Annotated in this window: 22 protein-coding genes; 4 read left to right on the plus strand and 18 right to left on the minus strand. The window is 70.5% G+C overall.

The window, feature by feature from the left end; translation table 11 throughout:
• Positions 1-41: 41 nt before the first annotated feature.
• From ACFYP3_RS05775 to ACFYP3_RS05785, 3 genes are all read right to left on the minus strand, one after another.
• Positions 42-212 carry a hypothetical protein gene (locus ACFYP3_RS05775; protein WP_388827293.1) on the minus strand — a complete coding sequence of 57 codons (171 nt, stop codon included), beginning with the start codon at positions 210-212 and terminating at the stop codon, positions 42-44.
• Positions 213-395: 183 nt separating this feature from the next.
• Positions 396-719: a plasmid stabilization protein gene (locus tag ACFYP3_RS05780; protein WP_388827297.1), complete on the minus strand. Its 324-nt coding sequence runs from the start codon at positions 717-719 to the stop codon at positions 396-398.
• Between the two features lie 140 nt (positions 720-859).
• Positions 860-1,468 (minus strand): endonuclease, encoded by a 609-nt coding sequence (locus ACFYP3_RS05785; protein ID WP_388827300.1) that lies wholly within the window; start codon positions 1,466-1,468, stop codon positions 860-862.
• 282 nt (positions 1,469-1,750) lie between these two features.
• Between ACFYP3_RS05785 and ACFYP3_RS05790 the strand changes: the two genes are divergently transcribed.
• The 3 genes from ACFYP3_RS05790 to ACFYP3_RS05800 all read left to right on the plus strand — a co-directional run bounded on the left by ACFYP3_RS05790 (position 1,751) and on the right by ACFYP3_RS05800 (position 3,734).
• Entirely contained in the window at positions 1,751-2,707 is a 957-nt protein-coding gene (locus ACFYP3_RS05790) for a TIGR03557 family F420-dependent LLM class oxidoreductase (protein ID WP_388827302.1), read from the plus strand.
• Positions 2,708-2,748: 41 nt separating this feature from the next.
• Positions 2,749-3,336, plus strand: coding sequence for a hypothetical protein (locus ACFYP3_RS05795; protein WP_388827305.1), 588 nt, complete (start codon positions 2,749-2,751; stop codon positions 3,334-3,336).
• Positions 3,337-3,518: 182 nt separating this feature from the next.
• On the plus strand, positions 3,519-3,734 hold the full coding sequence (locus ACFYP3_RS05800) for a DUF6243 family protein (protein WP_388827308.1): 216 nt from the start codon (positions 3,519-3,521) through the stop codon (positions 3,732-3,734).
• Between the two features lie 119 nt (positions 3,735-3,853).
• Here ACFYP3_RS05800 and ACFYP3_RS05805 read toward each other — a convergent pair whose 3' ends face one another.
• Positions 3,854-5,134, minus strand: coding sequence for an MFS transporter (locus tag ACFYP3_RS05805; protein ID WP_388827311.1), 1,281 nt, complete (start codon positions 5,132-5,134; stop codon positions 3,854-3,856).
• Between the two features lie 153 nt (positions 5,135-5,287).
• Positions 5,288-6,124 carry a hypothetical protein gene (locus ACFYP3_RS05810; RefSeq protein WP_388827314.1) on the minus strand — a complete coding sequence of 279 codons (837 nt, stop codon included), beginning with the start codon at positions 6,122-6,124 and terminating at the stop codon, positions 5,288-5,290.
• A 126-nt stretch (positions 6,125-6,250) separates the two neighbouring features.
• Here ACFYP3_RS05810 and ACFYP3_RS05815 point away from each other — a divergent pair, with 126 nt between their 5' ends.
• Complete coding sequence (locus ACFYP3_RS05815; protein ID WP_388827317.1) at positions 6,251-7,000, plus strand: thioesterase II family protein; 750 nt, start codon at positions 6,251-6,253, stop codon at positions 6,998-7,000.
• Between the two features lie 22 nt (positions 7,001-7,022).
• Here the strand turns inward: ACFYP3_RS05815 and ACFYP3_RS05820 are convergent, their stop codons facing one another.
• The 13 genes from ACFYP3_RS05820 to pepN form a co-directional block, all read right to left on the minus strand.
• Positions 7,023-7,283 carry a phosphopantetheine-binding protein gene (locus ACFYP3_RS05820; protein ID WP_388827320.1) on the minus strand — a complete coding sequence of 87 codons (261 nt, stop codon included), beginning with the start codon at positions 7,281-7,283 and terminating at the stop codon, positions 7,023-7,025.
• Complete coding sequence (locus tag ACFYP3_RS05825; protein ID WP_388827323.1) at positions 7,276-8,250, minus strand: TIGR03560 family F420-dependent LLM class oxidoreductase; 975 nt, start codon at positions 8,248-8,250, stop codon at positions 7,276-7,278. The genes ACFYP3_RS05820 and ACFYP3_RS05825 overlap by 8 nt, the downstream gene beginning before the upstream one ends.
• The gene (locus ACFYP3_RS05830) at positions 8,247-8,597 is read right to left on the minus strand and encodes a PqqD family protein (RefSeq protein WP_388827326.1); all 351 of its coding nucleotides are present in this window, start codon (positions 8,595-8,597) and stop codon (positions 8,247-8,249) included. The genes ACFYP3_RS05825 and ACFYP3_RS05830 overlap by 4 nt, the downstream gene beginning before the upstream one ends.
• Positions 8,594-10,999, minus strand: a complete 2,406-nt coding sequence (locus ACFYP3_RS05835; RefSeq protein WP_388827329.1) for a beta-ketoacyl synthase N-terminal-like domain-containing protein — start codon at positions 10,997-10,999, stop codon at positions 8,594-8,596. The genes ACFYP3_RS05830 and ACFYP3_RS05835 overlap by 4 nt, the downstream gene beginning before the upstream one ends.
• A gap of 270 nt (positions 11,000-11,269) precedes the next feature.
• Complete coding sequence (locus ACFYP3_RS05840; RefSeq protein ID WP_388827332.1) at positions 11,270-12,091, minus strand: ATP-binding cassette domain-containing protein; 822 nt, start codon at positions 12,089-12,091, stop codon at positions 11,270-11,272.
• Positions 12,088-13,179, minus strand: a complete 1,092-nt coding sequence (locus ACFYP3_RS05845) for an ABC transporter permease (protein WP_388827335.1) — start codon at positions 13,177-13,179, stop codon at positions 12,088-12,090. Before ACFYP3_RS05845 ends, ACFYP3_RS05840 begins: the two co-directional genes overlap by 4 nt.
• Positions 13,176-14,192: a sugar ABC transporter substrate-binding protein gene (locus tag ACFYP3_RS05850; protein WP_388827338.1), complete on the minus strand. Its 1,017-nt coding sequence runs from the start codon at positions 14,190-14,192 to the stop codon at positions 13,176-13,178. The genes ACFYP3_RS05845 and ACFYP3_RS05850 overlap by 4 nt, the downstream gene beginning before the upstream one ends.
• 71 nt (positions 14,193-14,263) lie before the next feature.
• Positions 14,264-16,144, minus strand: a complete 1,881-nt coding sequence (locus tag ACFYP3_RS05855) for an amino acid adenylation domain-containing protein (protein ID WP_388827341.1) — start codon at positions 16,142-16,144, stop codon at positions 14,264-14,266.
• A 431-nt stretch (positions 16,145-16,575) separates the two neighbouring features.
• On the minus strand, positions 16,576-17,277 hold the full coding sequence (locus tag ACFYP3_RS05860) for a thioesterase II family protein (RefSeq protein WP_388827344.1): 702 nt from the start codon (positions 17,275-17,277) through the stop codon (positions 16,576-16,578).
• A gap of 81 nt (positions 17,278-17,358) precedes the next feature.
• Entirely contained in the window at positions 17,359-17,982 is a 624-nt protein-coding gene (locus ACFYP3_RS05865) for a 4'-phosphopantetheinyl transferase family protein (RefSeq protein WP_388827347.1), read from the minus strand.
• Between the two features lie 101 nt (positions 17,983-18,083).
• Positions 18,084-19,058, minus strand: coding sequence for a nucleoside-diphosphate kinase (locus ACFYP3_RS05870; RefSeq protein WP_388827350.1), 975 nt, complete (start codon positions 19,056-19,058; stop codon positions 18,084-18,086).
• Positions 19,059-19,077: 19 nt separating this feature from the next.
• Complete coding sequence (locus ACFYP3_RS05875; RefSeq protein ID WP_388827353.1) at positions 19,078-20,022, minus strand: hypothetical protein; 945 nt, start codon at positions 20,020-20,022, stop codon at positions 19,078-19,080.
• A 3-nt stretch (positions 20,023-20,025) separates the two neighbouring features.
• Entirely contained in the window at positions 20,026-22,644 is a 2,619-nt protein-coding gene (pepN, locus tag ACFYP3_RS05880; RefSeq protein WP_388827356.1) for an aminopeptidase N, read from the minus strand.
• Position 22,645 lies beyond the last annotated feature (1 nt).

Genomic DNA, 22,645 nt, shown 5'->3' on the forward strand with positions numbered 1-22,645 from the left:
CGACGTCAACTACTCGGCCCACGGCCAGGAAACCGGCGCGGTCAACCGAGCGCGTCCTTGCCCTTCTCCTTGACACGCCGGGCGCTGCCGCGGGCTTCCAGGGCGGCACCCTTGGCGGCCAGGGTCTCCTTGCCCAGGGCATGGGCTGCCTTTTTCACGGCCCTGCCCGCGACTCGTTCCATCTCCGCCTTGACTTTCTCACCAGTACCCATGGCGTCCTCATTCGAGCGTCTTACGCTATGCATATGTCCGCCCATGGGACTCCCAAACGATTCCTGTGAGACCCGGTTTCGACGGTCTCGAAGTCGGGGGTACGAGGAGCAGAGAGCAGCGGCTCCGCCGTCACCGGCTCACGGGGGCGCGGGGCCGCCGCTCGGGTTCGGCCGGACCGGAATTCAGTGGCCGAGGGCGCGCTTGAGTGCGGCCTTGTCCATCTTGGAACGGCCCTCGATGTTCTTCTGCTTCGCCTCGTTGTAGAGCTGGTCCTTGGTGGGACCCTGCGAGCCGCTGTGGGAACGCAGGCCCCCGCGCCTGGAGGAGGAGATGTCCTGGAGGGAGGACCGGCTCGCGGTCTTCGACTCCCCGGAGCGGGCCCGTTCCTTGTTGACGGTGCGCGCGGCGATCTCCTCTGCACGCTTGGTGCTCTCACCGCGCTGCTCCGCGCTCTCCTTGATGTGCTCGTACTGGCGTTCACGCTTGGGGCTTGAACCGCGGGGCATGTCCACTCCTCGACTCGTGACGTACCGGTCCGGTGGCGGATCCGCCGGACCCGCACGGCGCCTGCCCGCAGGAGGAACGTCTCACACACCCTCCCACAGCCCCTCAGCCCGCCGCGCCGTCGACGCGGGGGCGCGCCTCCTCAGGAGAGTCCGGCCCGGACCAGGGCTGCCGCCAGCCGCGGCAGGTCCTCTGCGGTGACGAGGCGGGCGAGGCCCGCCGGCGTCTTCGGAAGCCCGAGCGCGGCGGCGGCCTCAAGGGCTCGGCGGTCGAAGGCGGGGCGCAGCTCCGGCCACACTCCCTGGACCTCGCGGCAGAAGATGTCGGAGCCGACCGGTCCGATCCGCGGGACCTCCTGGAGGAGCTCGCGGATCCGCCCGGGCTCACCGTCGGCGCTCTCGCGCAGCCGTCGCAGATCACCGTGGTAGCGGTCCAGGAGCAGCTGGGCGCCCGCACCGAGTGCGGTGGCGGTGCTTTCGTCGTAGCGGCGGTAGTGGGCGCGGCCGAGGGCGTCCACCCGGTCCTGCCAGGAGGCCGCGGCCATCGCCCGGGGCGTGCGCATCCCGGCCGCGAAGAGCTCGCGGGCCGCGGCGACCGCGATGTCGGCCTTGATGCGCACCGAGAAGAGCACGCACAGGCACAGGAGTTGGTAGAGCGGGGCGGGTGTGTTCCGCAGCCGGATGCCCGCTTCCTCGGCATGGGTCCGTCCGTGCTCGTCGAGCAGGTCCCTGACCGTGGTGCTTCGGGTCACGGTGTCTTCCCTCCGTCGCGGTTCCCTGCGACCTGGGCGCCGTACGGTCCGTCGTCGCGAAGTTCCGTCGCCCGTTCTCGTACGGTCTCGGACGCCGCCCCCACGGGCGACTACCCGGGGACCGGGCCTCCAGTCGCCCGCCCTCATGCGCAGGCCCGCCCCGCCTACGGGTGAGGGTGCGCGAAGGCGTCCGGCGCGACCCACTGCGATGTTTGTCGCGCCACGTCAAGGGCACGCGCCCACCGGGAGCCGCCCACCCCTGACCATGGAGGTACGAGGTCCATGACGTCGTTCGGCTATTTCCTGTCCTGCGAGGAATTCACCCCGGCCCAGCTGCTGGAGCAGGCTCGCCGGGCCGCGGACGCCGGCTTCACCCGCCTGGCCGTCTCCGACCACTTCCATCCCTGGAACGACGCGCAGGGCAACAGCCCGTTCGTCTGGTCGGTGATCGGTGCCCTGTCCCAGACCGTGGACCTGCCGGTGACCACGCTGGTCACCTGCCCCACCGTGCGCCTGCACCCGGCCGTGACGGCGCAGGCCGCCGCCACGTCGAGCCGACTGCTGGGGGGACGCTTCGCCCTCGGCGTGGGTACCGGCGAGGCACTCAACGAGCACATCCTCGGCGACCGCTGGCCCTCCTTCGACGAGCGCGCCGACATGCTGGAGGAAGCCGTCGAGGTGATGCGCAAGCTCTTCACGGGCCGCCGCATCAGCCACCGCGGCACCCACTACACGGTCGACAACGCCCGCCTCTACACCACGCCGGCCGGCCGGCTGCCCGTCCACGTCTCCGGCTTCGGCCCCAAGGCCGCGGAACTCGCCGGCCGTATCGGCGACGGGTTCGTCACCATGGGACCCGACGAGGAGGCCATCGGCCGCTTCCGGGAGGCCGGCGGTGCGGGAAAGCCGGTGATCGGCGGTCTCAAAGTGTGCTGGGACCCGGACCGGGACCGAGCCGTGGACACCGCGCACAGGCTGTGGCCTTCGGAACACCTCCCCGGCGAGCTGGCCCAGATCCTCCCGACACCGGCCCACTTCGAGCAGGCGAGCCAACTCGTCACTCGCGAGCAGGTGTCGGAGAACGTCCCCTGCGGAGACGACGTCGAGGAGCACGTGGCCGCCGTACGCGCCTACGTGGACGCGGGCTTCGAGGAGGTCTACGTCGGGCAAATGGGCCCCGGGCAGGAGGCCTTCTTCGCCGCCTACCGCGAAAAGGTGCTGCCCGCCCTCGCCGGATGACCGGTCACGGCACCCGGGTGTCCCCGATCGGAGGTTTCATCATGCGTGACATCAAGTCCCGGGAAGGACGGGACCCGTCCTTCCTCACCGTGTACCTCAACGATCACCTCACCGGCTCGGGTGCCGGCGTACGCCTCGCCGGGCGGCTCGCCAAGGCGTACCGCCGCACCGGCGCAGGCCCGCACCTGACGGAGCTCGCGGACCAGATCGAGGAGGACCAGCAGAGCCTGCGGGACGTCATGCGCGACCTCGACGTCCCGGTGCGACGCGTACACGAGGTCGTGGGCCGGATCGGCGAGACAGTGGGGCGACTCAAACCGAACGGGCGTCTCGTCCGCCGCTCCCCGCTCAGCGACGTCGTCGAACTCGAGGCGATGCTCATGGGTGTGGAGGGCAAGGCCGCGTGCTGGCGGGCCCTGCGCGCACTCGCCGCGACCGACGACCGCCTCGATGCCCGCGGCCTGGACCGTCTCCTCGCCCGCGCGGACGCGCAGGCCCGGATGGTGGACGACCTTCGCCGACGTCGCGCGGCCGAGGTCTTCGGGGCCGAGCTGACCGGGTCGGGCGCGGCCACCTCGACGGCGAGGACCGCTCGGGCCGGCAGGCCGTCTGCGCACCGGACCGCCTGATCCGGCCTGCGACAGAGGTGGCGTGCGGGGCCGACGGAACCGGGTAACGTCTTTGTCATGTTCTTCCAGAGGCCGATCCACGAGTGAGGGCGTGATGGGCCCCTGCTGACGTCCTCCGACGTCGCCGCCCGTCCCCCACCGATGCATCCGTAGATCACTTCACATCATGACCGGGAGAACCCGTGACCGACAGCAAGAACATCAACAACCCCGTGGGCCAGGGTGGCGGCCAGCGCAAGAGGCAGTCCCGCGCCGAGCGGCAGAACAACGGTCCGCACCGCAACCTCGACCGCCAGAGCGCCGCCGACAAGAAGGCGGAGCTGGTGCGCAAGATGCGCGAGAAGGCCCTCGCGTCCGAGGCCGCCCCGCAGGCGGACGACGACAGCGCACAGAGCTGACGCAGCGCCGCCGCCAGCCCCGTACGAGGACACGCCGAAGCCGGGAAGGCCCGGCGCCACGGTCTTGACGACCGTGGCGCCGGGCCTTCCCGGACATCGAGGTGGACGGCACGGACGGCTCACTCGCCGGCGAGGGCCTCGGCCTTGACCGGCGGGTTCGAGCGGGACCAGCCGCGCTCGATGAGCGCGCAGATGAAACCCGCCACGGAGACGATCACGGCGAGCACGATCCAGCCGGGCTTGCCCCAGTTGACGCACATCGCGATGACGACGATCGGCGCCACGGCCTCGGAGAGGCCGTGCCCGAGTCCCATCACTCCCTGGTACTGGCCCTGGGCCTCGGGCTTGGCCAGCGCGAACGACAGCTCGAACGTGCCTGCGGCCTGCCACACCTCGGCCAGCGAGTGGACCACGATGCCGACGAGGAGCAGGGCGACCGCGATCCACGCGGAGGGTCCCGCCGATACCGCCATCAGGATCCACGCCACCAGGAACATCGGGCCGGACAGCGCGAGCAGCCGGGCCGCCGAACGCGGGTCGGTGATGGACCGCGTGGCGGGCACCTGGGTGGCGGCGACGATGACCGCGCCGAGGAACAGGACGATCGCGGCCATCCACCGCGGTGCGTTCGTCCGCAGGACGATCCACACCGGCAGGGCCTGGACCAGCACGAAGTACTGCAGGCTCGCGACCGACGAGGCGGCGGTCAGACCCAGATAGGTGCGGTCCCGGAGAGCCAGCCACCGGGGCGTCTTCTCCTCGGCGGGGTCCTGCGCGTCGGAGGTCCGGGTCGGGGGGAAGTTCGGCAGCCGCGTCAGGATCGCCGCGGCGATCAGGAAGGTGAACGTGTCGATGAGGATCATCGTGACGTACGCCGCGCGCGTGTCGATGGCCAGGACGACCGCGGCCCCGATCGTGCCCACCGCGATCCCGACGTTGGTCACGGCGCGCAGGTAGGTGCGCAACCGTGCGCCCTGGCCCGCTTCGGCGAGCACACCGATCATCGCCCCGCGCGCGCTGACCGTTCCCGCACGGCCGACCGCGGCCGTGGCGGCCACCACGAAGAGCGGCCACAGGCTGTGCACCAGCAGCAGGCTGACGCTCGCCACCGCCTCCAGCAGCATGGAGCCGATCAGGACCTTCTTGGAGCCGCGGCGGTCGGCCAGGTCGCCGATCAGCACTCCGGCGCCGAAGCCGGCCAGCGACCCGACGGTGAGGCCGATGCCCGCAGCCGTCGGGCTCAGCCCCGCGGATCTGATGAGGAAGATCGTGCCCGCGGACAGGAACATCCCCATGCCGACGGTGTTCACGATGGTCGACATCGCCAACAGCTTCTGGTGGGGGTCCTCCGGGCCGCTCACCGCGGCACGGAGCTTTGCCAACGAGGTCGTCGGGCTCACGGGGTCACCCCGGCTGGGCTCGCGCCGGTCTCGGCGGCGAACGGGCTGCCCGCGGCGGCCTCCCGTATGGCGATGATCACTCTGTCTCCTTCTCAACTGCGGCGTGCGCAGGGGTGTTGTGCTGGTGTCGCCGTGCCGGTTCGGCCGCGGTGATCAGGGGGTGGACAGGAAGGCGTCCTCGAGCCGGACGATGTGCGACTGGGTCCAGCGGGCGACGCGCAGGGCGCAGTCGGCGTCGGACTCCCCGGGGCGCAGGCCGTCGAGGACCATGGTGCGGTATTCGTCCACACCGATTCCGCACTGCGGGGTGCTTTCCAGGCGACGGAGCAGCCACTTCTTGCGTCGGCAGAGCTCTCCGGAAAGCGCGAGGGCGGCGTCCGTCATGAATCCCGCGGCAAGTCCGGCGGAAACGCGGGCCGTCTTGTAGTCACCGGAGTCGAGCTGCCCCATGACATCGGTGAGGCAGTTCTCCGCATCGGCCTTCAGGAATCGGGCGAGGGACCGGCCGTACGACGAGCTGCGGAGCAGCTCGCGCATTTCCTTGAAGAAGGCTTCGTTCTTCAGCGGAATACCGATGGAAAGCCGGTAGATGAAGTCCTGGAGGAAGTCGCCGGTGTTGCAGAACTCGACCTCCTTTTCGAGATAGGACTTCAGCACCGTGGCGAGGGTGCTGGTCGGCCACACCCTCAGGTCGACGCGCTGGTCGCCGTAGGCGCCCATCCAGATGGTCCAGCGCACACCGCTCGGGTCGGAGCTCTGCCAGGTCTCCATCGTCTCGTCGACGGGAAGGTCGAGGTCGCCGTCGGCGAAGGCGTACATGTCGATGTCGCTGAACGTGTTGCCCCAGCCGGCCGCCGTCGATCCCGTCATACAGACGGCTTCGGCCTCGGCCAGTCCCGGAAATCGCTTGAGTATGGCCTCGAACGACAGGTCGGGCTGGGCGAGAACCGACGGCTGCTCGACAATGACCTCGACGCTTGGATTGAACATCAGAATCCTCTCGAATGGTGGGTGTCACCATGCTGGAAGTGGCTTCCCAGGGCAGCAGCCGAGATTAATCTACGTTGCCTTAATCACGCTGCGGATCACCTGCAGAACATGCTAGGATCCGCGCCCATGGACATATCAAATTATGCGGCTATATCGAAGAAATCATCGAAGCTCGTTCCGTGGAGCACGGGAACGGCAACGGGGAATGGCACCGCACTCGCGTGCATTCCGTGGGCCGGCGCCGGAGCGACTCCGTTCCGCCCCTGGGGGCCGGTGATCGGCGATGCGGCCGACGTGTACGGCGTACGGCTGGCCGGCCGTGAGAGCCGGCAGACGGAGCCGCTGCCGACGTCCCTCGACGACGTGGTCGACGAACTGGTGGCGGAGCTGGTCGCACTGGACGTCCCGCGCGTCGCGCTGTTCGGCCAGTGCTCCGGCGCCCTGCTCGCCTACAAGACGGCGCAGCGGCTGCAGCGGTCCGCCGACGGCCCCGAGGTCGCCCACCTGCTCGTCGCCTCGCAGCTTCCGCCGCGCGTCCTGGCGGACGGCGACGACGAGTCGGGTGAGGACCTCACGCGGTACGTGCCGGAGCACCTTCGCGAGGAGCCCGAACTCCTCGAGGTGCTCCTGCCGATCCTGTCGGCCGACATGCGGCTGGTCTCCGACTACGTCTACACGCCGGACGCGCCCCTGGACGTGCCGCTCACCGTCCTCTACGGCGGGAGCGACGACCTGCTCAGCGGGTCCGAGGTCGACGGCTGGCGGCACGAGACCACCGGTCGGAGCACCTTCCACGAGGTGGCCGGCGCCGATCATCTCTTCGGCGGTGCCGCGTGGTTGGAGCTCGCCGAGGCGATCCGCGCCGCGCTGAAGTAGACGTCCGGAGCTCGCGGTCGGCCTACCCATCGCCGAGGAAGGCCGCGAGCTGGCGAACGGTCGGGCGGGAGAAGACATCGACGATCTTGATGCCCGGCCAGCGCCGACGCAGGACACGGACCACGTCGACGACCATGACCGAGGTCGCGCCCAGGTCGAAGAAGCCTTCGTCCGGGTCGACGGCGTCCAGGCCCAGTGCCTCGGCCCAGACCGCCGCGACGACGTCGGCGGGGTCGCCGTCCAAGTCGACTTCGGTCGTGGAGGTGCTCGGCCGGTCAGTCATCCAGGGCCTCCCGCAGCGTCGTGCCGACCAGTTTCAGGTGCTCCAGATCGCCCGGGTCGAGCACGGTGACGATCAGGCCCTCGGCTCCGGCGTCGCGGTACTCCGCGATCTGGCGCCGCACTTCCGCGGGCGTGCCGCAGAGGGCGAAGCCCCGGACGGCGCTCGGCGCGCGGCCCAGCAGCGTCCCGAGCCGTTCCAGCCCTTCCTGGAGCTCCGCTTCGGACTCGGTGATGATCGCGTGCCCGAGCCAGGTCTTGGTGATCTCTCCGGAGTCGCGGCCCACGGCGGCGCACGCCTTCTCCAGCACGTCGATCTTGTGACGTACGGTGGCCGGCGCCCCGAAGAAGTTGCAGGCGTCTCCGTAGCGGGCCACCATCGGGATCAACACCTTCTCGCCGCCGCCGCCGATGAGGATCGGCGGGCCGTCGGGGTTGATCGGTCCGGGCACGTTGATCGGCTCGTCGATCCGGTGGTACGTGCCGGAGAACCGCGGCGCGTGCTCGGTGAACATCGCGCGGCAGATCTGCACCGCCTCGGCCAGGCCCTTGAGGCGCTCACCGGTGGTCTGGAAGTCCATGCCGTAGGCGCGGCACTCCTCCTCGTGCCATCCGGCGCCGATGCCGAGCATCGCGCGCCCCTTGCTGATGACGTCGATGGTCGTGACCATCTTCGCGAGCAGCGCGGGGTTACGGAATCCGTTGCACGAGACGAGGACTCCGAGGCTGGCGGTCGAGGTGACGGCGGCCAGCGCGGCGATCGTCGTGTAGGCCTCCAGGATCGGCTCGTCCGGCTCGCCGACCGAGGCGATCTGGTGCACGTGGTCCATGGTCCACAGGCTGTCGAAGCCGTTGGCCTCGGCGGTCTGCGCCATCTCGACGACACGGTCGAAGAGCTGGTTGTCCATGGTCCCGGGGAAGGAGTAGCCGGGTATCTGGAGGCCGACCTTGGTGATGGCGGGGCGACTCATCCGGCGACTGCCACCAGTTCGAGCACCGCGACGTCGGCGGGCGTGACGACCTGGAGGATGCCGAGTTCGACGAGGCGGCGGCAGAGGGTGAGCACGGGCTGCTCGATCTCGGCGACCGGGAGGCCGGACTCGGCGGAGAGGTCCTCGACGATCCGGGCGATGCTGCGGCGCCCGTCGATGAGCCGCCAGACCTTGCGCGCGTCGGCGTCGATCACGTAGCGGCCGATCAGCCTCTCGATCAGGAGGCCGCCCTGGTGGCGCTCGCTGAGCTCCACCACCTGGTCGGTCACGCGGGCGGTCACGTCCAGTCGGCGGATCAGGACGTCGTTGGTGTTGATGGTGCTCATGAGTTCTTCTCCGTAGCCAGGGCCTTCTCGACGTAGGTCGAAGTGGCCTCGATTGTGGGCGCGATGAAAGGCAGGTCGATCGGCAGGTCGAGCCCGAGCTCCTCGTTCAGGCAGGCCCCGATCTCCACGGCGTGCAGCGAGTCGCCGCCGAGATCGTCCAGGAAGTGCGCGTCGTGCTCGATGTGCTCGACGCCGAGGACGGTGCGCCAGACCTTCTCGACGAATTCGGTGAGGTTCGCCGTGTCGGCGCGGGTCGGCGCGGCCTGCGGGGCGCTGCCGGCCGCGTCCGTCTCCGGACGTTCGAGCCAGAACCGGCGGCGGGTGAACGGGTAGGTGGGCAGGGGGACACGGCCGCGCTGCTCGTCGCCGTAGTACGCGGCCCAGTCGACGGCGACGCCCGCTCGCCATGCCGCGGCCGCCACGTCGGCCAGGTCGAAGGACGGGCCGACGATGATCCGACCGACGCCTTCGCGGACGGACCCCTTGTCGGCGTCGTCCGTGCAGGCGGTGAGGGCCGCCTCCAGCGTCTCGGGGTCGGCGCCGGCGGCCAGCCACTGCGCGGCCGGCCGTGCCCACTGGGGCGCGTCCACCCGGGCGAAGGTGAGGCCGAGGCGGAGCAGGACCCGGGCGACGCCGAGCGCGGCGAGCGCGCCGGCTCGTTCCGGGGCGAGGCCTCGGAGGTCGGCGCGTCCGGTGAGTGCGCTGAGCGCGGAGCGCAGCAACGGCTCGGTGGGGAGCAGCCGTTCGCCCATCGCGGCCAGTTCGGCGGGGGTCCCGTGCATCGCCAGCGACCACCGTGCGGTGGGCCGGTCCGCCTCGCCGTCAGCGCGCAACTGTGCGACGGCGTCGGCGGGTTCGGTGACCACGGCCGCCCAGCGGCGGGGGAACCTGGCGCGCCCCACTCCGAGCGTGTACGCGATGTCGGCCAGTTCGGCCTCGTCGATCGAGGGCGCGGCAGCGAGCCGGTCGGCGAGCCGCTCCCGCATCCGGGCCAGCTCCTCGTCGCTGCGTGCGGAGAGCGCGAGGACCTGGCGCGAGCGCGGCGAGGGCGCGGGCTGCAGGGCCGTGGCGGACTCCAGCACGACATGGGCGTTGGACCCGCCGAGGCCGAAGGAGCTGACACCGGCGATGCGCGGTCCCTCGCCCTCCCAGGGGCGGGTCTCGGCGGTGAGGGTGAAGGGAGTCGAGGCGAGGTCGATCTCGGGGTTGGGCGTGCGGAAGTGGAGTGTTCCCGGCACCACGGCCCGCTCGACGGTCAGTGCCGCCTTGATCAGCCCGGCGGCACCCGCCGCCGCGTCGGTGTGCCCGATATTGGGCTTGACCGCGCCGAGCACGACGGGCGTTTCCGCGGGCCGGCCGGGGGTCGCGAAGACCCGCCGCAGTGCCTCGAACTCGACGGGGTCGCCGATCGCGGTGCCCGTGCCGTGGGTCTCCACGTAGCCCACTTCGTCGGGCTTGATGTCCGCGCGCACGAGTGCGGCCCGGATGACCGCTTCCTGACCGTTGATGTTCGGGACGGTGAATCCCCCGCGTGACCCACCGTCGTTGTTGACCGCCCAGCCGCGGATGACCGCCCTGCGGTGGTCACGGGCGGCCTGCGCGTCGGATTCGCGCCTCAGCACGACGACACCGGCTCCCGATCCGGGGATCGTGCCGGAGGCCTCGGCGTCGAAGGCCCGGCACCGGCCGTCGGCCGACAGGATGCCGCCGCCGGTGTGCGTGTAGCCCTCGACGTCCGGCATCAGCAGGCTCACGCCGCCCGCCAGGGCGATGTCGCAGTCGCCCGCGGCCAGGGCCGAGCAGGCGAGGGCCACCGCGCTGAGCGCCGTGGCACAGCCGGTCTGCACGGTGATGGCGGGACCGTTGAGGCCGAGCTTGAAAGCGAGCCGCGGTGCGAGGAAGTCCTTTTCGTTCGCAAGTGTGATGCGCACGTCGCCGGTGCGTCCCGCACGGGCCTCCGTCGGGGCCACGTACTCGCGGAAGTAGTGGTTCTCGCCGGAACCGACGAACACGCCGACCACCGCGTCGTGTTGCCCGGCGTAGCCGGCGTCCTCCAGCGCCTCGGCCGCCACCTCCAGCAGCACGCGCTGCTGCGGGTCCATGATGACGGCCTCGGTCGGCTGTATGCGGAAGTGGTCGGCGTCGAACGACTCGATGCCGTCGACCCGCGCGACCCCTCGCACGAAGGTGCCGTTACGGCTGCCGCCGTCCGGCCCCGTTCCGTCGCCGGTCTGCCGGTTCGACGACTCGACGCCTTCGAGGAGGTTCGTCCAGTACTGCTCGACATTCTCCGCGCCCGCGAAACGGGCCGCCATACCGATCACCGCGATAGGGGGTGCGTGAGATGGCTTCTGCTGCATCTGTAGGGCTCCTGGGATCAGCGTGGCCTCGCGGCGACTCATTCGGCTGTGGCGTGCAGTGCGGCACGCGAGAAGACATCGGCGCGTGAAACTATCAGAGAGTTGACACCGGCATCAATCGTTTTGATCACTTAACACTCCGTCAAGTAATGTGGAACCAAAGGTTCCTGTGGAACATGGTGCTCATGGCAATCCGCTGGGAACGGCCGATCTCCGAATGAGACAGGCGCTACGGAGATGCCGGATAAAACAGTCAGTCAAGGCGCCTTGCCGACGCGCTTTCGACGCAACCGGGGCAGTCCGGACCGCTCCTCACGCCCTTTCCAATTCGTCACGGAGGTCGTCCAGTTCGCTGCCGCCCGCCATCTGGCGCGTCAGTTCGTCCAGCGTGATGTCACGGCGGGTGTGACTGCCGGACATCCTGCCGCGCTTGAGGAGTACGAACCGGTCGCCCACCAGGTGGGCGTGGTGCGGGTTGTGGGTAATCAAGATCACTCCGAGTCCGGCGTCCCGCGCCGCGGCGACGTACTTCAGGACGACGCCCGACTGCTTGACGCCGAGCGCGGCCGTCGGCTCGTCCAGGACGAGGACCTTCGCGCCGAAGTGCACGGCACGCGCGATGGCCACGCACTGGCGCTCGCCCCCGGAGAGGGTGCCGATGGGCTGGTCCACGTCCCGCAGGTCGATGCCCATGCGCGCCAGCTCCGCACGAGTCGTCCTGCGCATGGACTCCACGTCCATGCGCGTGAAGGGGCCCACGCCCTTCGTCGGCTCGGATCCGAGGAAGAAGTTCCGCCAGACCGGCATCAGCGGAACCACCGCGAGGTCCTGGTAGACCGTGGCGATGCCCAGATCGAGGGCCTCACGCGGTGAGCCGAGCCTCGTCACGGCGCCCTCGATCGTGAGGGTGCCCGCGTCATGCCGGTGCACCCCAGCGACGATCTTGATGAGGGTGGACTTGCCCGCGCCGTTGTCGCCCAGCACGCAGGCGACCTCACCCGCGTGGACTTCGAGGGACACACCCTCCAAGGCCCGTACGTTCCCATAGTACTTGCCGACGTCGTCCAGTTCGACGAGCGCCGTCCGGGCCGGCGCGGCTTCCTGGCTGGTCACGGCCTTCCCCCCGGTCCTCATGACGTCGCCTCCGCGCGCTTGCGGACCCAGTGGTTGAGCAGGGTCGCCAGGAGCAACATCGCCCCGAGGAAGAACTTGAACCAGTCCGGGTTCCACTCGGCGAACACGATGCCCTTGCTGACCATCCCGAAGATCAGCGCGCCCACCGCCGAACCGACCGCGGAGCCGTACCCGCCGGTGATGAGGCAGCCGCCGATGACCGCCGCGATGATGTAGATCAGCTCGTTGCCGACGCCCTCGCCGGACTGCACCACGTCGTACGAGAACAGCAGGTGCTGACCCGAGACCCAGGCACCGAACGCGACACCGAGATAGAGGCCGATCCTGGTCCTGGCGACCGGCACACCGACCGCGCGGGCCGCGTCCTTGTTGCCGCCCACGGCGAAGATCCAGTTGCCGGCGCGGGTGCGCAGCAGGATCCAGGTTGCGGCCGCGACCATGCCGAGCCACCACAGGATGGTCACCTTGTAGTCGACGCCGCCGACGGTGAACGACGAGGCGAACACCGCCCTGGCGGAGTCGAAGCCGTCCATGTCGGCGATCGACCTGGTCGACACGGTGCCGCTGATCAGCTTGGTCAGGCCGAGGTTCAGTCCCGTCAGCATCAGGAACGTACCGAGCGTGGTGATGAAGCTCGGCAGCCTCGTGCGGGTCAGCAGGACGCCGTTGAAGAGCCCGACGGCCAGGGCCACCAGGAGCGAAACCGCGACGCCCACCCACACGTTGGCGGACAACTGGTAGCTGAGCATCGAGGAGCACAGCGCCGAGCTCGTCACCAGGACGCCGGCCGACAGGTCGAACTCGCCGCCGATCATCAGCAGCGCCACCGGCACCGCCATGACACCCATCACCGACGCCGCGTACAGGACGGTGGAGAGGCTGGAGGCGCGCAGGAAGCTGTCGGCGACGACCGCGAAGACCAGGAAGACGGCGACGGCCCCGACCACCGAGCCCAGTTCCGGACGGACCGACAGCCTGCGCAGCGGTGACCGCCCCGGCAGGCGCTCGTCGGGCCGCACGGTCGCGGCGGGCGGCGCGGGCACCTGCGGCCCGGGGCCCTTGGCGGGCTTCTCGTCCAGGCCGTTCATCGGGTGCCGCGGGCGGTGTACTTCTCGAGCTCGGGCACGTCCTTCCCGGTGACGATCGCGGGCCCCGTGAGGACCGGCTTGCCGCCGCCCAGGACATTCCCGTTCGTCTTGTACAGCCACAATTCGTCCACCGCGAGATAGCCCTGCAGATACGGCTGCTGATCGACCGCGAAGCCGACCTCTTCCGCCTTGAGCCTCTTGACCACTTCGGCGTTCAGGTCGAAGGTGTCCACCTCCGCCCTGCTCCCCGCGTCCTGCTTCGCCTTCACCGAAACCGCCGCGATCGGTGCCGCCAGGGTGATCACCGCATCGATGTCCGGGGACGCCTGCAATTTCGCACTCAGCGAGGACTGCGCACCGGGTGCGTTGGTGCCTTCGACATTCAGGTTCTCCACCGATCCCTCGAATGTCTTCTGCACTCCGGCGCAGCGTTGTTCCAGCGACACGTTTCCCTGTTCGTGGATCACGCACAGGGCCTTCTTCTTACCGCGCCGGCTTAATTCCTGACCCACTGCTTCACCGGCCACCGACTCGTCCTGACCGATGTGGCCGAGCGCTCCGGACTTCGCGGAGAAGTCCGCTCCGGAATTGATCGTCACCACCGGGATGCCCGCTGCCGCGGCCTTGCCCAGGACGTCCTTCATGGCCTCCGGTTTGGCCAGCGTCACCACGATCCCGTCGACCTTCTTGTCCACGAACGACTGGACCAGCTCAGCCTGCCCCTTGGCCTCCTTGTCGTTGGCGTAGAGGAATTCGACGTTGTCCTTCCGGGCCGCCTGCTTGGCTCCGCTCTGCACGATGTCCCAGAACGTGTCCCCTTCACCGGAGTGCGTCACCATCGCAATCTTCAACCGCGGGGTGTCCACGTTCCGGACGCTCCCGCCGGCGTCACCCGCGCCGGCTTCGTCGGCCTTGCCCCCGGAGCTGCTGCACCCGGCGACGAGCGCGATCACCGCCGTGCAGGCCGCGATCACCGCCGTCCTGCGTTTGTTGCCCCTGTGCACTGCACGCACGTTGTCCCACCCAATTCCTCAGGCCGCCCCGTGGCGGCTGGAGTTCGTACACTGCGTCCGAAGACCGGTGTTCAGCGGTCGGCGGCCGCACCCACCGAGGTCGCGGCCTGGGCCCGTACGCGCTCGACGAAGTCGGCGAGCCGCGGTGCCTCGAACAGGGCGCGCGCGCCGATCTGTGCGCCGATCTCCGTGCGGGTGCGGCGGATGACCTTCGAGACCAGGAGTGAATGTCCGCCGAGGTCGAAGAAGTCGTCCCCGAGGCCCACTTCGGCGATGCCGAGTTCCTCGGCCCAGATGCCGGCCACGACCGCCTGCAGGGAATCGCCCTGGGGGGCGTCCTGCGCGGCGGGGGACGCGGTGCGGGCGGCCGCGCGGGCCTGTTCGAGGAGGGCCTTGCGGTCGATCTTGCCGTTGGGTGTCAGCGGCATGGAGTCCACGACGCGCAAGTCGTTGGGAACCATGTGGCCGGGCAGCCGGTCGGTCAGGAACGCCCGCAGGCCGTCCGTGCCCGGGCCGCCGGGGCGTACGGTCGCCCACGCCAGCAGCCTGGATCCCACGGAGTTGCCGGTGTCGGTCGCGACGCAGGCGTCGACGACGTCCGGGTGGGCCTTCAGCGCCGCACCGACCTCGCCCAGTTCGACGCGGTAGCCGCGGACCTTCACCTGCTCGTCGCGGCGACCCACGTAGAAGAGCCGTCCGTCGGCGTCCGCGCGCGCGAGATCTCCGCTGAGGTAGGTCCGCCGCTCGTCGTCGGGACCCCAGGTCGCCGTGCGGAAGCTTCGTGCGGTGGCTTCCTCGTCGCCGAAGTACCCGCGGGCCAGGCCGGGGCCGGAGATCCAGATCTCGCCGACCTCCCCCACCGGGGTCGGTGCGCCGTCCTCGTCCCGCAGGGACACGTCCAGGTCGGGGAGCGGTACCCCGATCGGGCTGCCCGCGCCGGCGGCGGCGTCCTGCGCCGTGATGGGGCAGTACGTGACGTGGACCGTCGTCTCGGTGATCCCGTACATGTTCACCACGCGCGGCTGCTCGTCGCCCCGGCGGGCGAACCATCCGCTCAGCGTGGCCGGGTCGAGGCGTTCGCCTCCGAGCACGATCAGCCGCAGGCGGTCGAGGGCGGCCGGCCGCAACTCGTCGGCGCCGGTCAGTGCCGCCAGGGCCGAGGGCGTCTGGCTCAGTACCGTGACGCCCTCGCGGTCCATCAGGTCGAGCAGCTCGTCGGGGGCACGGGCCTCGTCGTCCTCGACGACGACGAGACGACCGCCGAAGAGCAACGCCCCCCACATCTCCCAGACGGAGAAGTCGAAAGCGTAGGAGTGCAGCATCGTCCAGACGTCCTCGGCACCGAGGTCGTAGATCGCCGCCGACTCGGTCATCAGCCGGGTGACGTTGCGGTGCGTGATCTTCACGCCCTTGGGCGTGCCGGTCGAGCCCGACGTGAACATCACGTAGGCGAGGTCGTCCGGGGCGACCTCGACGCTCAGCGCCGGAAGGTCCGAATCCACGGCGTCGCCGACGAGCACGAACGATCCGGTGTGCCACGCCTTGGCCCGCACGAGGAGTTCGTCATCGGTCACGATCACGCCCGCCCCGACCCGTTCGGCCAGGCTCGCGTGGCGGGTGTCGGGGTACCGGGGGTCGAGCGGCACGTAGGCGGCGCCCGCCATCAGCACGCCGAGGATGGCGGGGACGACCAGGCGGCGCTGGACGAGCACCGGGACGAGGTCACCGGGGCGCACGCCCGCCGCGACCAGGCGCGCGGCCATGCGTCCTGCCAGGTCGTGCAGTTCCTCGTAGGTCATCGAGGTTCCACCGGCGGTGAGCGCGGTGGCCCGGGGGCTCCCGGCGGCCTGACGGGCGAACCACGTGTGCAGCGTGTCTGCCGATGCCTCGGGCTTCGCCGTTGGACGCGCTAGGTCGTTGACTTCCGGCACAATTTCCCCCAGAGATTGCATTTAACCTGACTTCGGATTGCAGAAGATAATAGACGAACTTCGCCGTGTCACCGCGAGTAATTCCGCTCGACTCGGGAGGGTTCGTCCCATTCTGCCGACGTGGGATTTTCCACATCGGCGTCGTTCGGATCAAGATCACCAGGCGCCCGACCAGCGTTTTGCGAGGTGGGGACACCTCGCCACCAGGCAATCCGCACGCGGGACTTCAGCGGGAGGGGCGCACCATAGGGGCGATGCGATAATTTCGCCCATTCATTCACAGCCGAACACATGTAGCCTACAACCTGCTGGTGTCGCGCTATGCGCGAGCCCATTTCGGCTGTCCTCACGATGTGCCGAGTTCCGTGTTCGACGTACGAAAGCATGCTGCGGACATTCGCCATGGAAAAGGCGAACTCGTCGTGGTCGGGAGGACCGGGCCGATCCGGTCATCAGCCGGCGGGTTCGGCGATCGCGGTGAAGCGGCGCTCGACCGCCTCGACGTACTGCCGCCGGTTGACGGGATCGAAGAGGGCGAAGTGGCCGCCGGGGAAGACGTGCACCTCGCACTCCGCGGTCGAGTGGGCGCCCCACCCCGCCAGCACGTCCTGGTCGACCAGCCGGTCTTCTCGTCCGCACAGGACGGTGATGGGTGCGTCGATGCGCATGCCCCTGCTCCGCTCGGCGCTCTCCCTGCCGAGCCTGAGGTCCGCGCGCAGGGTGTCCAGCAGGGCCGTGCGCCACGCCGTGTCCTCCAGGATCGCGGCCGGCATGTCCCCGCCGAGTTCGAGCAGCCGCAGGACGTCCTCGTCGTCGGAGTCCTCGGAGAGCCAGCCGATGCCGTCGCGCGGCTCCTGCCCTGAGGCGATCAGACCGACGCAGTGCTCGCCGAGGGCGTTCGCCAGGTGGAGGCCGAGCGTGGCGCCCAGGCTGTGACCGAGTACCAGCGTGGGCAGTTCGGGCAGCCGGACCGCGTCGAGGCTGGCGAGCACCTCGTCCAGGGTGGCGCCGGGCGGCTCCGTCCTGCGGCGCTCCCGGCCCGGGAGCGTGAGCCCGAGTATCTCCACGTCGTCGGGGAGGGCACCGAGCAGCCGCAGATAGCGGTTGGGGCCACCGCCGGAGTGCGGCACGACGAGGAGCCGGGCGCGGGGCACGGGCTCCCCGTACGGTCGCAGCCGCGACCACCATGGGGGCTGGGCGCTCGTTCGAACACGCACTGTGGGGGCCTTCCTGGATCAGATGTGGGGAGGGACGGCGACGGCGACGGCGGCGGCCATGTCGTCCGCTTCGAGGGGAACGTCGGCGATCCGCCAGCCCGGCGGGGCGGCCGGCTCCGGGGTGGCGCCGACGTAGTCCTGCGAGAGGGGACGTGAGAGACCGGTTCCGATGCCCTTCAGATAGGCCTCCTTCCGGCACCAGGTACGGGTGAAGGCCCGCGGCAGGTCGGCTTCCGGGAGCCTGCCCAGCTCGGCGCGCTCGGTGGGGTGCAGGGACTGGACGAGCGGTACGGCGGCCTCGGCGGTCGCGGTCTTCTCCACGTCCACGCCCACGGGCGTGGCTGCCACGGCGATGAGTCCCAGGTGCTCGCTGTGGCTCAGGGAGAAGTGCAGCGGATCGCCCGGTACGCCCGGCCGGCCGTGCGGTTCGCCGCAGCCCGGGCAGGCCCGGCGGGTGAACGGCACGGCGGCCGGGGCCACCCCGAGGAGACGGCCGAGGACGAGCCGCAGCGCGAAGTGGGTGACCGCGTAGGTGTCCCTGTCCTCGCTGCGGCGGAACCGGGCGGCCCGGGCCCGCTCCTCCTCGCTGAGCACCGCCGCCAGGGCGCCCTCCCACTCCCCCGCCAGGTCCTCGGCGTGCACCAGGAACAGCGAAGGAGAGGGTTCCGGTCCCGCTCCCGGGACCGGACCCCCTGACGGCAGTGCGAGGGCGTCTCCCGGGGAGAGCCGCACGACGTACGGGATCACGTCAGCCAGGAGTCCGGTGCCGGGTTCCCGATCACCTTGATGGCACCGGGCTCGTCCTCCTGGATGTGGCTGGCGCCCACGATGGCGAGGTCCCAGACGTCCAGCTTGAGTTCCAGCGAGGCGAGGACACCGGCGAACTCCCGCCAGGGCAGCAGTTCACCGCGCTCCGCACCCGCCAGCCACGCCCGGACCCGTCCCGCGGGCTCCGCGAGGTCGGGACGCTCGGCCGCGCGCTCCGCGACCAGCTCGTCGATGCGCCGCACGGCGGCCGCCCGGTCGAGGGTGACCCCTCCGAACTCGCCGGAGTGCAGGACACGGTCGAGGAGCTCCTCGTCCACCGGGGAGGGCACGCCTTCCGCGAGTCGGCCGAGCAGCCGGTGACGCGGTGCGGGATCCATCAGCAGGTTCAGCTCGCGCACCAGGTCGGCCGGCTCATCGGCGCAGTGGATCATGCTGCACAGCCGGTTGGGCCGCTTCAGGAGGCTGCGCAGGCTGTCCGCGGCCTGCTGCGAGATGTCCGCCTTCCCCTTGAGCGAGCTGAGGTGGACGGTCGCGGGGACGGCGTGGCTGCCGTGACTGCGCAGGAGCAGCATCAGGGTGGGGCCGGCCTGCAGCACGATGTCGTTGACGGCGAGGCGGTCCAGCGAGGCCAGCGTGTGCTGGTGGCGCCAGAGTTCCCGGCCCGTGTGCCGGTTGAAGTGGAACATCTCGGCGCCGACGACGCCGAAGTCGTGAGCGGCGAGGAAGTCCAGGATGACCCTGAGCTTGCCGGTGGCCATGCCGTCGGGCTTGACCAGCATCAGCGCGGAGCGGTGCAGGACCTCGTCCCGCCGGCCGCCGAAGGCCTCCTGGCACTCGCTCAACCCCTCGCGGAAACAGGTGTCGAGCTCGTAGTGGTACGCCTTGACCGGCATACGCGTGAGGGTGCTCCAGTTCGTGGGGCCCATGTCGCCTATCACTCTCTCGTTCATGGTGGTGCGGGGTCCGGTATCAGCCGTGCAGCACTGCTGCCAGGCGTGCGAAGTTGGTGTCCAGGTCGGTGGAGAGACCGAACTGGAGGACGGTCATGTCGGAGAGCAGCACGCGCAGGTCGCTCTCCACCTGCTCCAGTACGGCCGGGCTGTCCTTGCCCGCCGCGAAGTCGCTGCGGCACAGGTCGAGTACCGCGTCGACCTCGAGCGGCCGGACCGTCTCGTGCTCCCGGGTCAGTACGAGCAGGGCCCGCGGGCGTACGGCGGGCCGCAGCCGGCTCTCGTAGAGGGCGGGCCATTCGACGCGCTTCTTGTCGCGCGCGGGAACCTGCGCCGCCGGCGCGTCGGCGAGCTCCGGCCTGCTCTTGATGAGAGCCGGGTCGAGGTAGGCACAGCGGGGGTATCCCCAGAACCGGCCCTCGGTGTCGTCGATGTGCCGCATCATGGCGTCCTCGCCGGCGAAGTCCGCGCCCTTGAAGAGGCCCCACGCCGTGAAGGTCGACTTGCCGACACCGCTGTCCGCGGTCACCAGGGCGGCGCGGCCGTCGACCGACAGCGCGCCGGCGTGCAGCCCGTAGTGCCGGTCGGAGCGGAGCGTGAGCACGAGGAAGGCCTTCTCGACCAGCCAGCGGCCCCACACGACGGGGTCGTCGAGGTCGGAGCGGGCCAGCGTCACCCGTACCGTCCAACGCGCGGGGGTGATCGCCGCCCGGGAGCTTCCGGTGTCGAGGACGACCACGTCCGAGGTGTCCCAGTGCTCCGGGAAGTAGGGCGGCGGCACGGGTTCGCGGTCCGTGTCGGTCAGCTCGACGGACAGGTGCACGGTCTGCGGCGTCCAGGGCGACCGGGTCGCGTCGCCGGTCCGCAGCGGGGCGCCGAAGAGCCGGCCCACCATGGCCTCGGCTTCCGGGGGCGCCGTGCAGGCGACCTGGTACCCGTAGAACTCGTAAAGCTCTTCTCGCATGCGCTATCCCCTCCGGGCGCGGTCGGTGGCCTGTGCGCGCAGGGCGCGCCCGGCGTCGTCGTACTGCTCCAGGATCAGGCGGCGCAGCGCGGGCGGGGCCGCGGCCTGGCGCTCCAGCCAGGCTTCGGCCTTGGCCGGCGCGGTGCCGTCCGCGACCGCCGGGTAGAGACCGAGGACGATCTGCTTGGCCATCTCGTGGCTCCTGGTCTCCCACACGCCGAGGACCGCTTCGAAGTACCGGTCGGTGTACGGGGCGAGCAGGGCGGGGTCGAGGCTCTCGGTGAAGCCCGCGATGACGGCCCGCTGGAGCTGGTTGGGCAGGTCGCCGCGGTCCACGACGGCCGCCCAGGCCGCTGCCTTGGCCTGCACGTCGGGCCGGGCGGCACGGGCCGTCGCCGCGTGGCACTCGCCCGCGGGGGTGGGGTCACGGCGCTGCTCGGCCGCGATGCCGTCCTCGTCGAGGCGTCCGGCGGCCGCCAGGCGCACCACGATCGCCCAGCGCACCTCGGCGTCCACGACGAGCCCGGGAACCGGTGGCGCTCCGTCCAGGAGCGCGGCGAGCAGGTCGAGGTGCGCGTCGGTACGGGCGGCCGTGACGAAGGCCCGCATCCAGGCGAGTTGGTGGTCGCTGCCGGGCTCGGCGGCGCGCAGCCGTTCGAGGGCGGCGGCGGCCCAGTCGGCCGTGAGGCGCCCGCGCTCGGCCGGGTCGGTGAAGTGGTGCAGGGCCTGCAGGACCTGGCGGTGCAGCGACTCCACGACGCCGATGTCGCTCTCCGAGCCGATCGCCGAGAGCACGAGGCTCAGGTAGTCCCGGGCGGCCAGTTCTCCGTCCCGCGTCATGTCCCACGCCGCGGCCCAGCACAGGGCGCGGGGCAGCGGGTCGGCGAAGGAGCCGAGGTGCCGCGTCAGAGCGCCCAGGGACACCTCGTCGAAGCGGACCTTGGCGTAGCTGAGGTCGTCGTCGTTGAGCAGCACCACGTCGGGGCGGCGGCGGCCCACCATGTCGGGTACGTCCGTGTACGCGGCGGCGGCGACGTCCAGTTCCGTGCGGTGCGTGCGCCGCAGCGGCCCGTTCGCACCGTCCGGCGTGTAGGAGCCCACCGCGATGCGGTGCGGGCGCAGCGTCGCCTCGCCCGGGACGCCGGGCGGCAGGTCCGGTGCCTCCTGGCGGATGCGGAAGGCGGTGATGATGCCGTCCGCGTCCGTTTCGATCTCGGGCCGCAGCACGTTGATCCCCGCGGTCTCCAGCCACTGCTTCGACCAGGTGCCCAGGTCGCGCCCGGAGGCCTCTTCCAGTGCGCCCAGCAGGTCGGTCAGCCGGGTGTTGCCGTAGGCGTGGGCGGCGAAGTAGGCGCGTACGCCCTCGAAGAAGGCGTCCATGCCGACGTACGCGACGAGCTGCTTCAGGACGGAGGCGCCCTTGGCGTAGGTGATGCCGTCGAAGTTGACGAGGACGTCGTCGAGGTCGCGGATCTCCGCCACGACGGGGTGGGTGGAGGGCAGTTGGTCCTGGCGGTACGCCTTGGCCTTCTGGTGGTTGGCGAACGTCGTCCACGCGTCGGCCCAGCGCGGGTCGGGTCCGAGTGCCTGGCAGGCGAACGAGCTGTAGGTGGCGAAGGACTCGTTGAGCCAGAGGTCGCTCCACCACGCCATGGTGACCAGATCGCCGAACCACATGTGGCTGAGCTCGTGGAGGATCGTCGCGGCCCGCTTTCGGTGCGCGGCTTCGGTGGCCCGCGAGCGGAAGACGTACTTCTCGTGGAACGTGACGGCGGCCGCGTTCTCCATGGCTCCCGCGTTGAAGCCCGGGACGAAGATCTGGTCGTACTTCTCGAAGGGGTAGGGGTGGCCGAACCGGTCCTCGAACCAGTCGAAACCCTGCCGGGTCACCGCGAGGATCTCGTCGGGGTCGAGGTGTTCGGCCAGGCTCTTCCTGCAGTACAGGCCGAGCGGAATGGTGCGGTCGCCGCACCGGTGCTCCGCCCGCACGGCGTGGTAGGGGCCGGCCACGAGGGAGACGACGTACGTGGAGAGCCGCGGTGTCCGCCCGAACGACCAGACCGTGGCGGCCGCTTGGCGCACGGCCGGGTCCCCGTCGGTGGCCTCTGCGACGGTGACGGCGGCCGCGTTGGAGACAACCGTCCAGTCGGCGGGCGCGGTCACGGTGAAACCGAACCGGGCCTTCAGGTCGGGCTGGTCGAAGCAGGCGAAGACCCGACGGGCGTCCGCGACCTCGAACTGGGAGTAGAGGTAGGTGTTGCCGTCGACCGGGTCGGTGAAGCGGTGCAGCCCTTCGCCGGTGTTCGTGTACGCGCAGTCCGCCACCACGCGTACCTCGTTGCGGCCGGCCACGAGGTGCGCGAGCTCGATCCGGGAGTCCCGGAAGACCCGGTCCGCCTCCAGGGCACGGCCGTTGACCACGACCTCCCGCACCCGGGGGGCGCGCAGGTCGAGGAAGACCGGCGCGTCGGGGTCGGCGCAGTCGAAGCCGATCTCCGTGACCGACGGGAAGGTGGCGGAGCCGGCGGCCTCACGCAGGTCGAGCGTGATGTCGTACGTGTCCACGGTGACCGCGTGTGAGCGGTGTTCGGCCTCCTGGGCCGTCAGGTTCGTCCCGGGCATG

Source organism: Streptomyces sp. NPDC005533 (assembly GCF_042871845.1).
GTDB lineage: Bacteria > Actinomycetota > Actinomycetes > Streptomycetales > Streptomycetaceae > Streptomyces.

What these genes read in the sequence shown, in the direction of transcription:
- ACFYP3_RS05855 (WP_388827341.1), bottom strand. Translation starts at nt 16,144, where the DNA reads ATGCAATCTCTGGGGGAAATTGTGCCGGAAGTCAACGACCTAGCGCGT.
- ACFYP3_RS05845 (WP_388827335.1), bottom strand. Translation starts at nt 13,179, where the DNA reads ATGAACGGCCTGGACGAGAAGCCCGCCAAGGGCCCCGGGCCGCAGGTG.
- ACFYP3_RS05810 (WP_388827314.1), bottom strand. Translation starts at nt 6,124, where the DNA reads ATGTTCAATCCAAGCGTCGAGGTCATTGTCGAGCAGCCGTCGGTTCTC.
- ACFYP3_RS05815 (WP_388827317.1), top strand. Translation starts at nt 6,251, where the DNA reads ATGGACATATCAAATTATGCGGCTATATCGAAGAAATCATCGAAGCTC.
- ACFYP3_RS05875 (WP_388827353.1), bottom strand. Translation starts at nt 20,022, where the DNA reads ATGCGAGAAGAGCTTTACGAGTTCTACGGGTACCAGGTCGCCTGCACG.
- ACFYP3_RS05820 (WP_388827320.1), bottom strand. Translation starts at nt 7,283, where the DNA reads ATGACTGACCGGCCGAGCACCTCCACGACCGAAGTCGACTTGGACGGC.
- ACFYP3_RS05775 (WP_388827293.1), bottom strand. Translation starts at nt 212, where the DNA reads ATGGGTACTGGTGAGAAAGTCAAGGCGGAGATGGAACGAGTCGCGGGC.
- ACFYP3_RS05825 (WP_388827323.1), bottom strand. Translation starts at nt 8,250, where the DNA reads ATGAGTCGCCCCGCCATCACCAAGGTCGGCCTCCAGATACCCGGCTAC.
- ACFYP3_RS05835 (WP_388827329.1), bottom strand. Translation starts at nt 10,999, where the DNA reads ATGAGTCGCCGCGAGGCCACGCTGATCCCAGGAGCCCTACAGATGCAG.
- ACFYP3_RS05795 (WP_388827305.1), top strand. Translation starts at nt 2,749, where the DNA reads ATGCGTGACATCAAGTCCCGGGAAGGACGGGACCCGTCCTTCCTCACC.
- ACFYP3_RS05780 (WP_388827297.1), bottom strand. Translation starts at nt 719, where the DNA reads ATGCCCCGCGGTTCAAGCCCCAAGCGTGAACGCCAGTACGAGCACATC.
- ACFYP3_RS05840 (WP_388827332.1), bottom strand. Translation starts at nt 12,091, where the DNA reads ATGAGGACCGGGGGGAAGGCCGTGACCAGCCAGGAAGCCGCGCCGGCC.
- ACFYP3_RS05790 (WP_388827302.1), top strand. Translation starts at nt 1,751, where the DNA reads ATGACGTCGTTCGGCTATTTCCTGTCCTGCGAGGAATTCACCCCGGCC.
- pepN (WP_388827356.1), bottom strand. Translation starts at nt 22,644, where the DNA reads ATGCCCGGGACGAACCTGACGGCCCAGGAGGCCGAACACCGCTCACAC.
- ACFYP3_RS05870 (WP_388827350.1), bottom strand. Translation starts at nt 19,058, where the DNA reads ATGAACGAGAGAGTGATAGGCGACATGGGCCCCACGAACTGGAGCACC.
- ACFYP3_RS05830 (WP_388827326.1), bottom strand. Translation starts at nt 8,597, where the DNA reads ATGAGCACCATCAACACCAACGACGTCCTGATCCGCCGACTGGACGTG.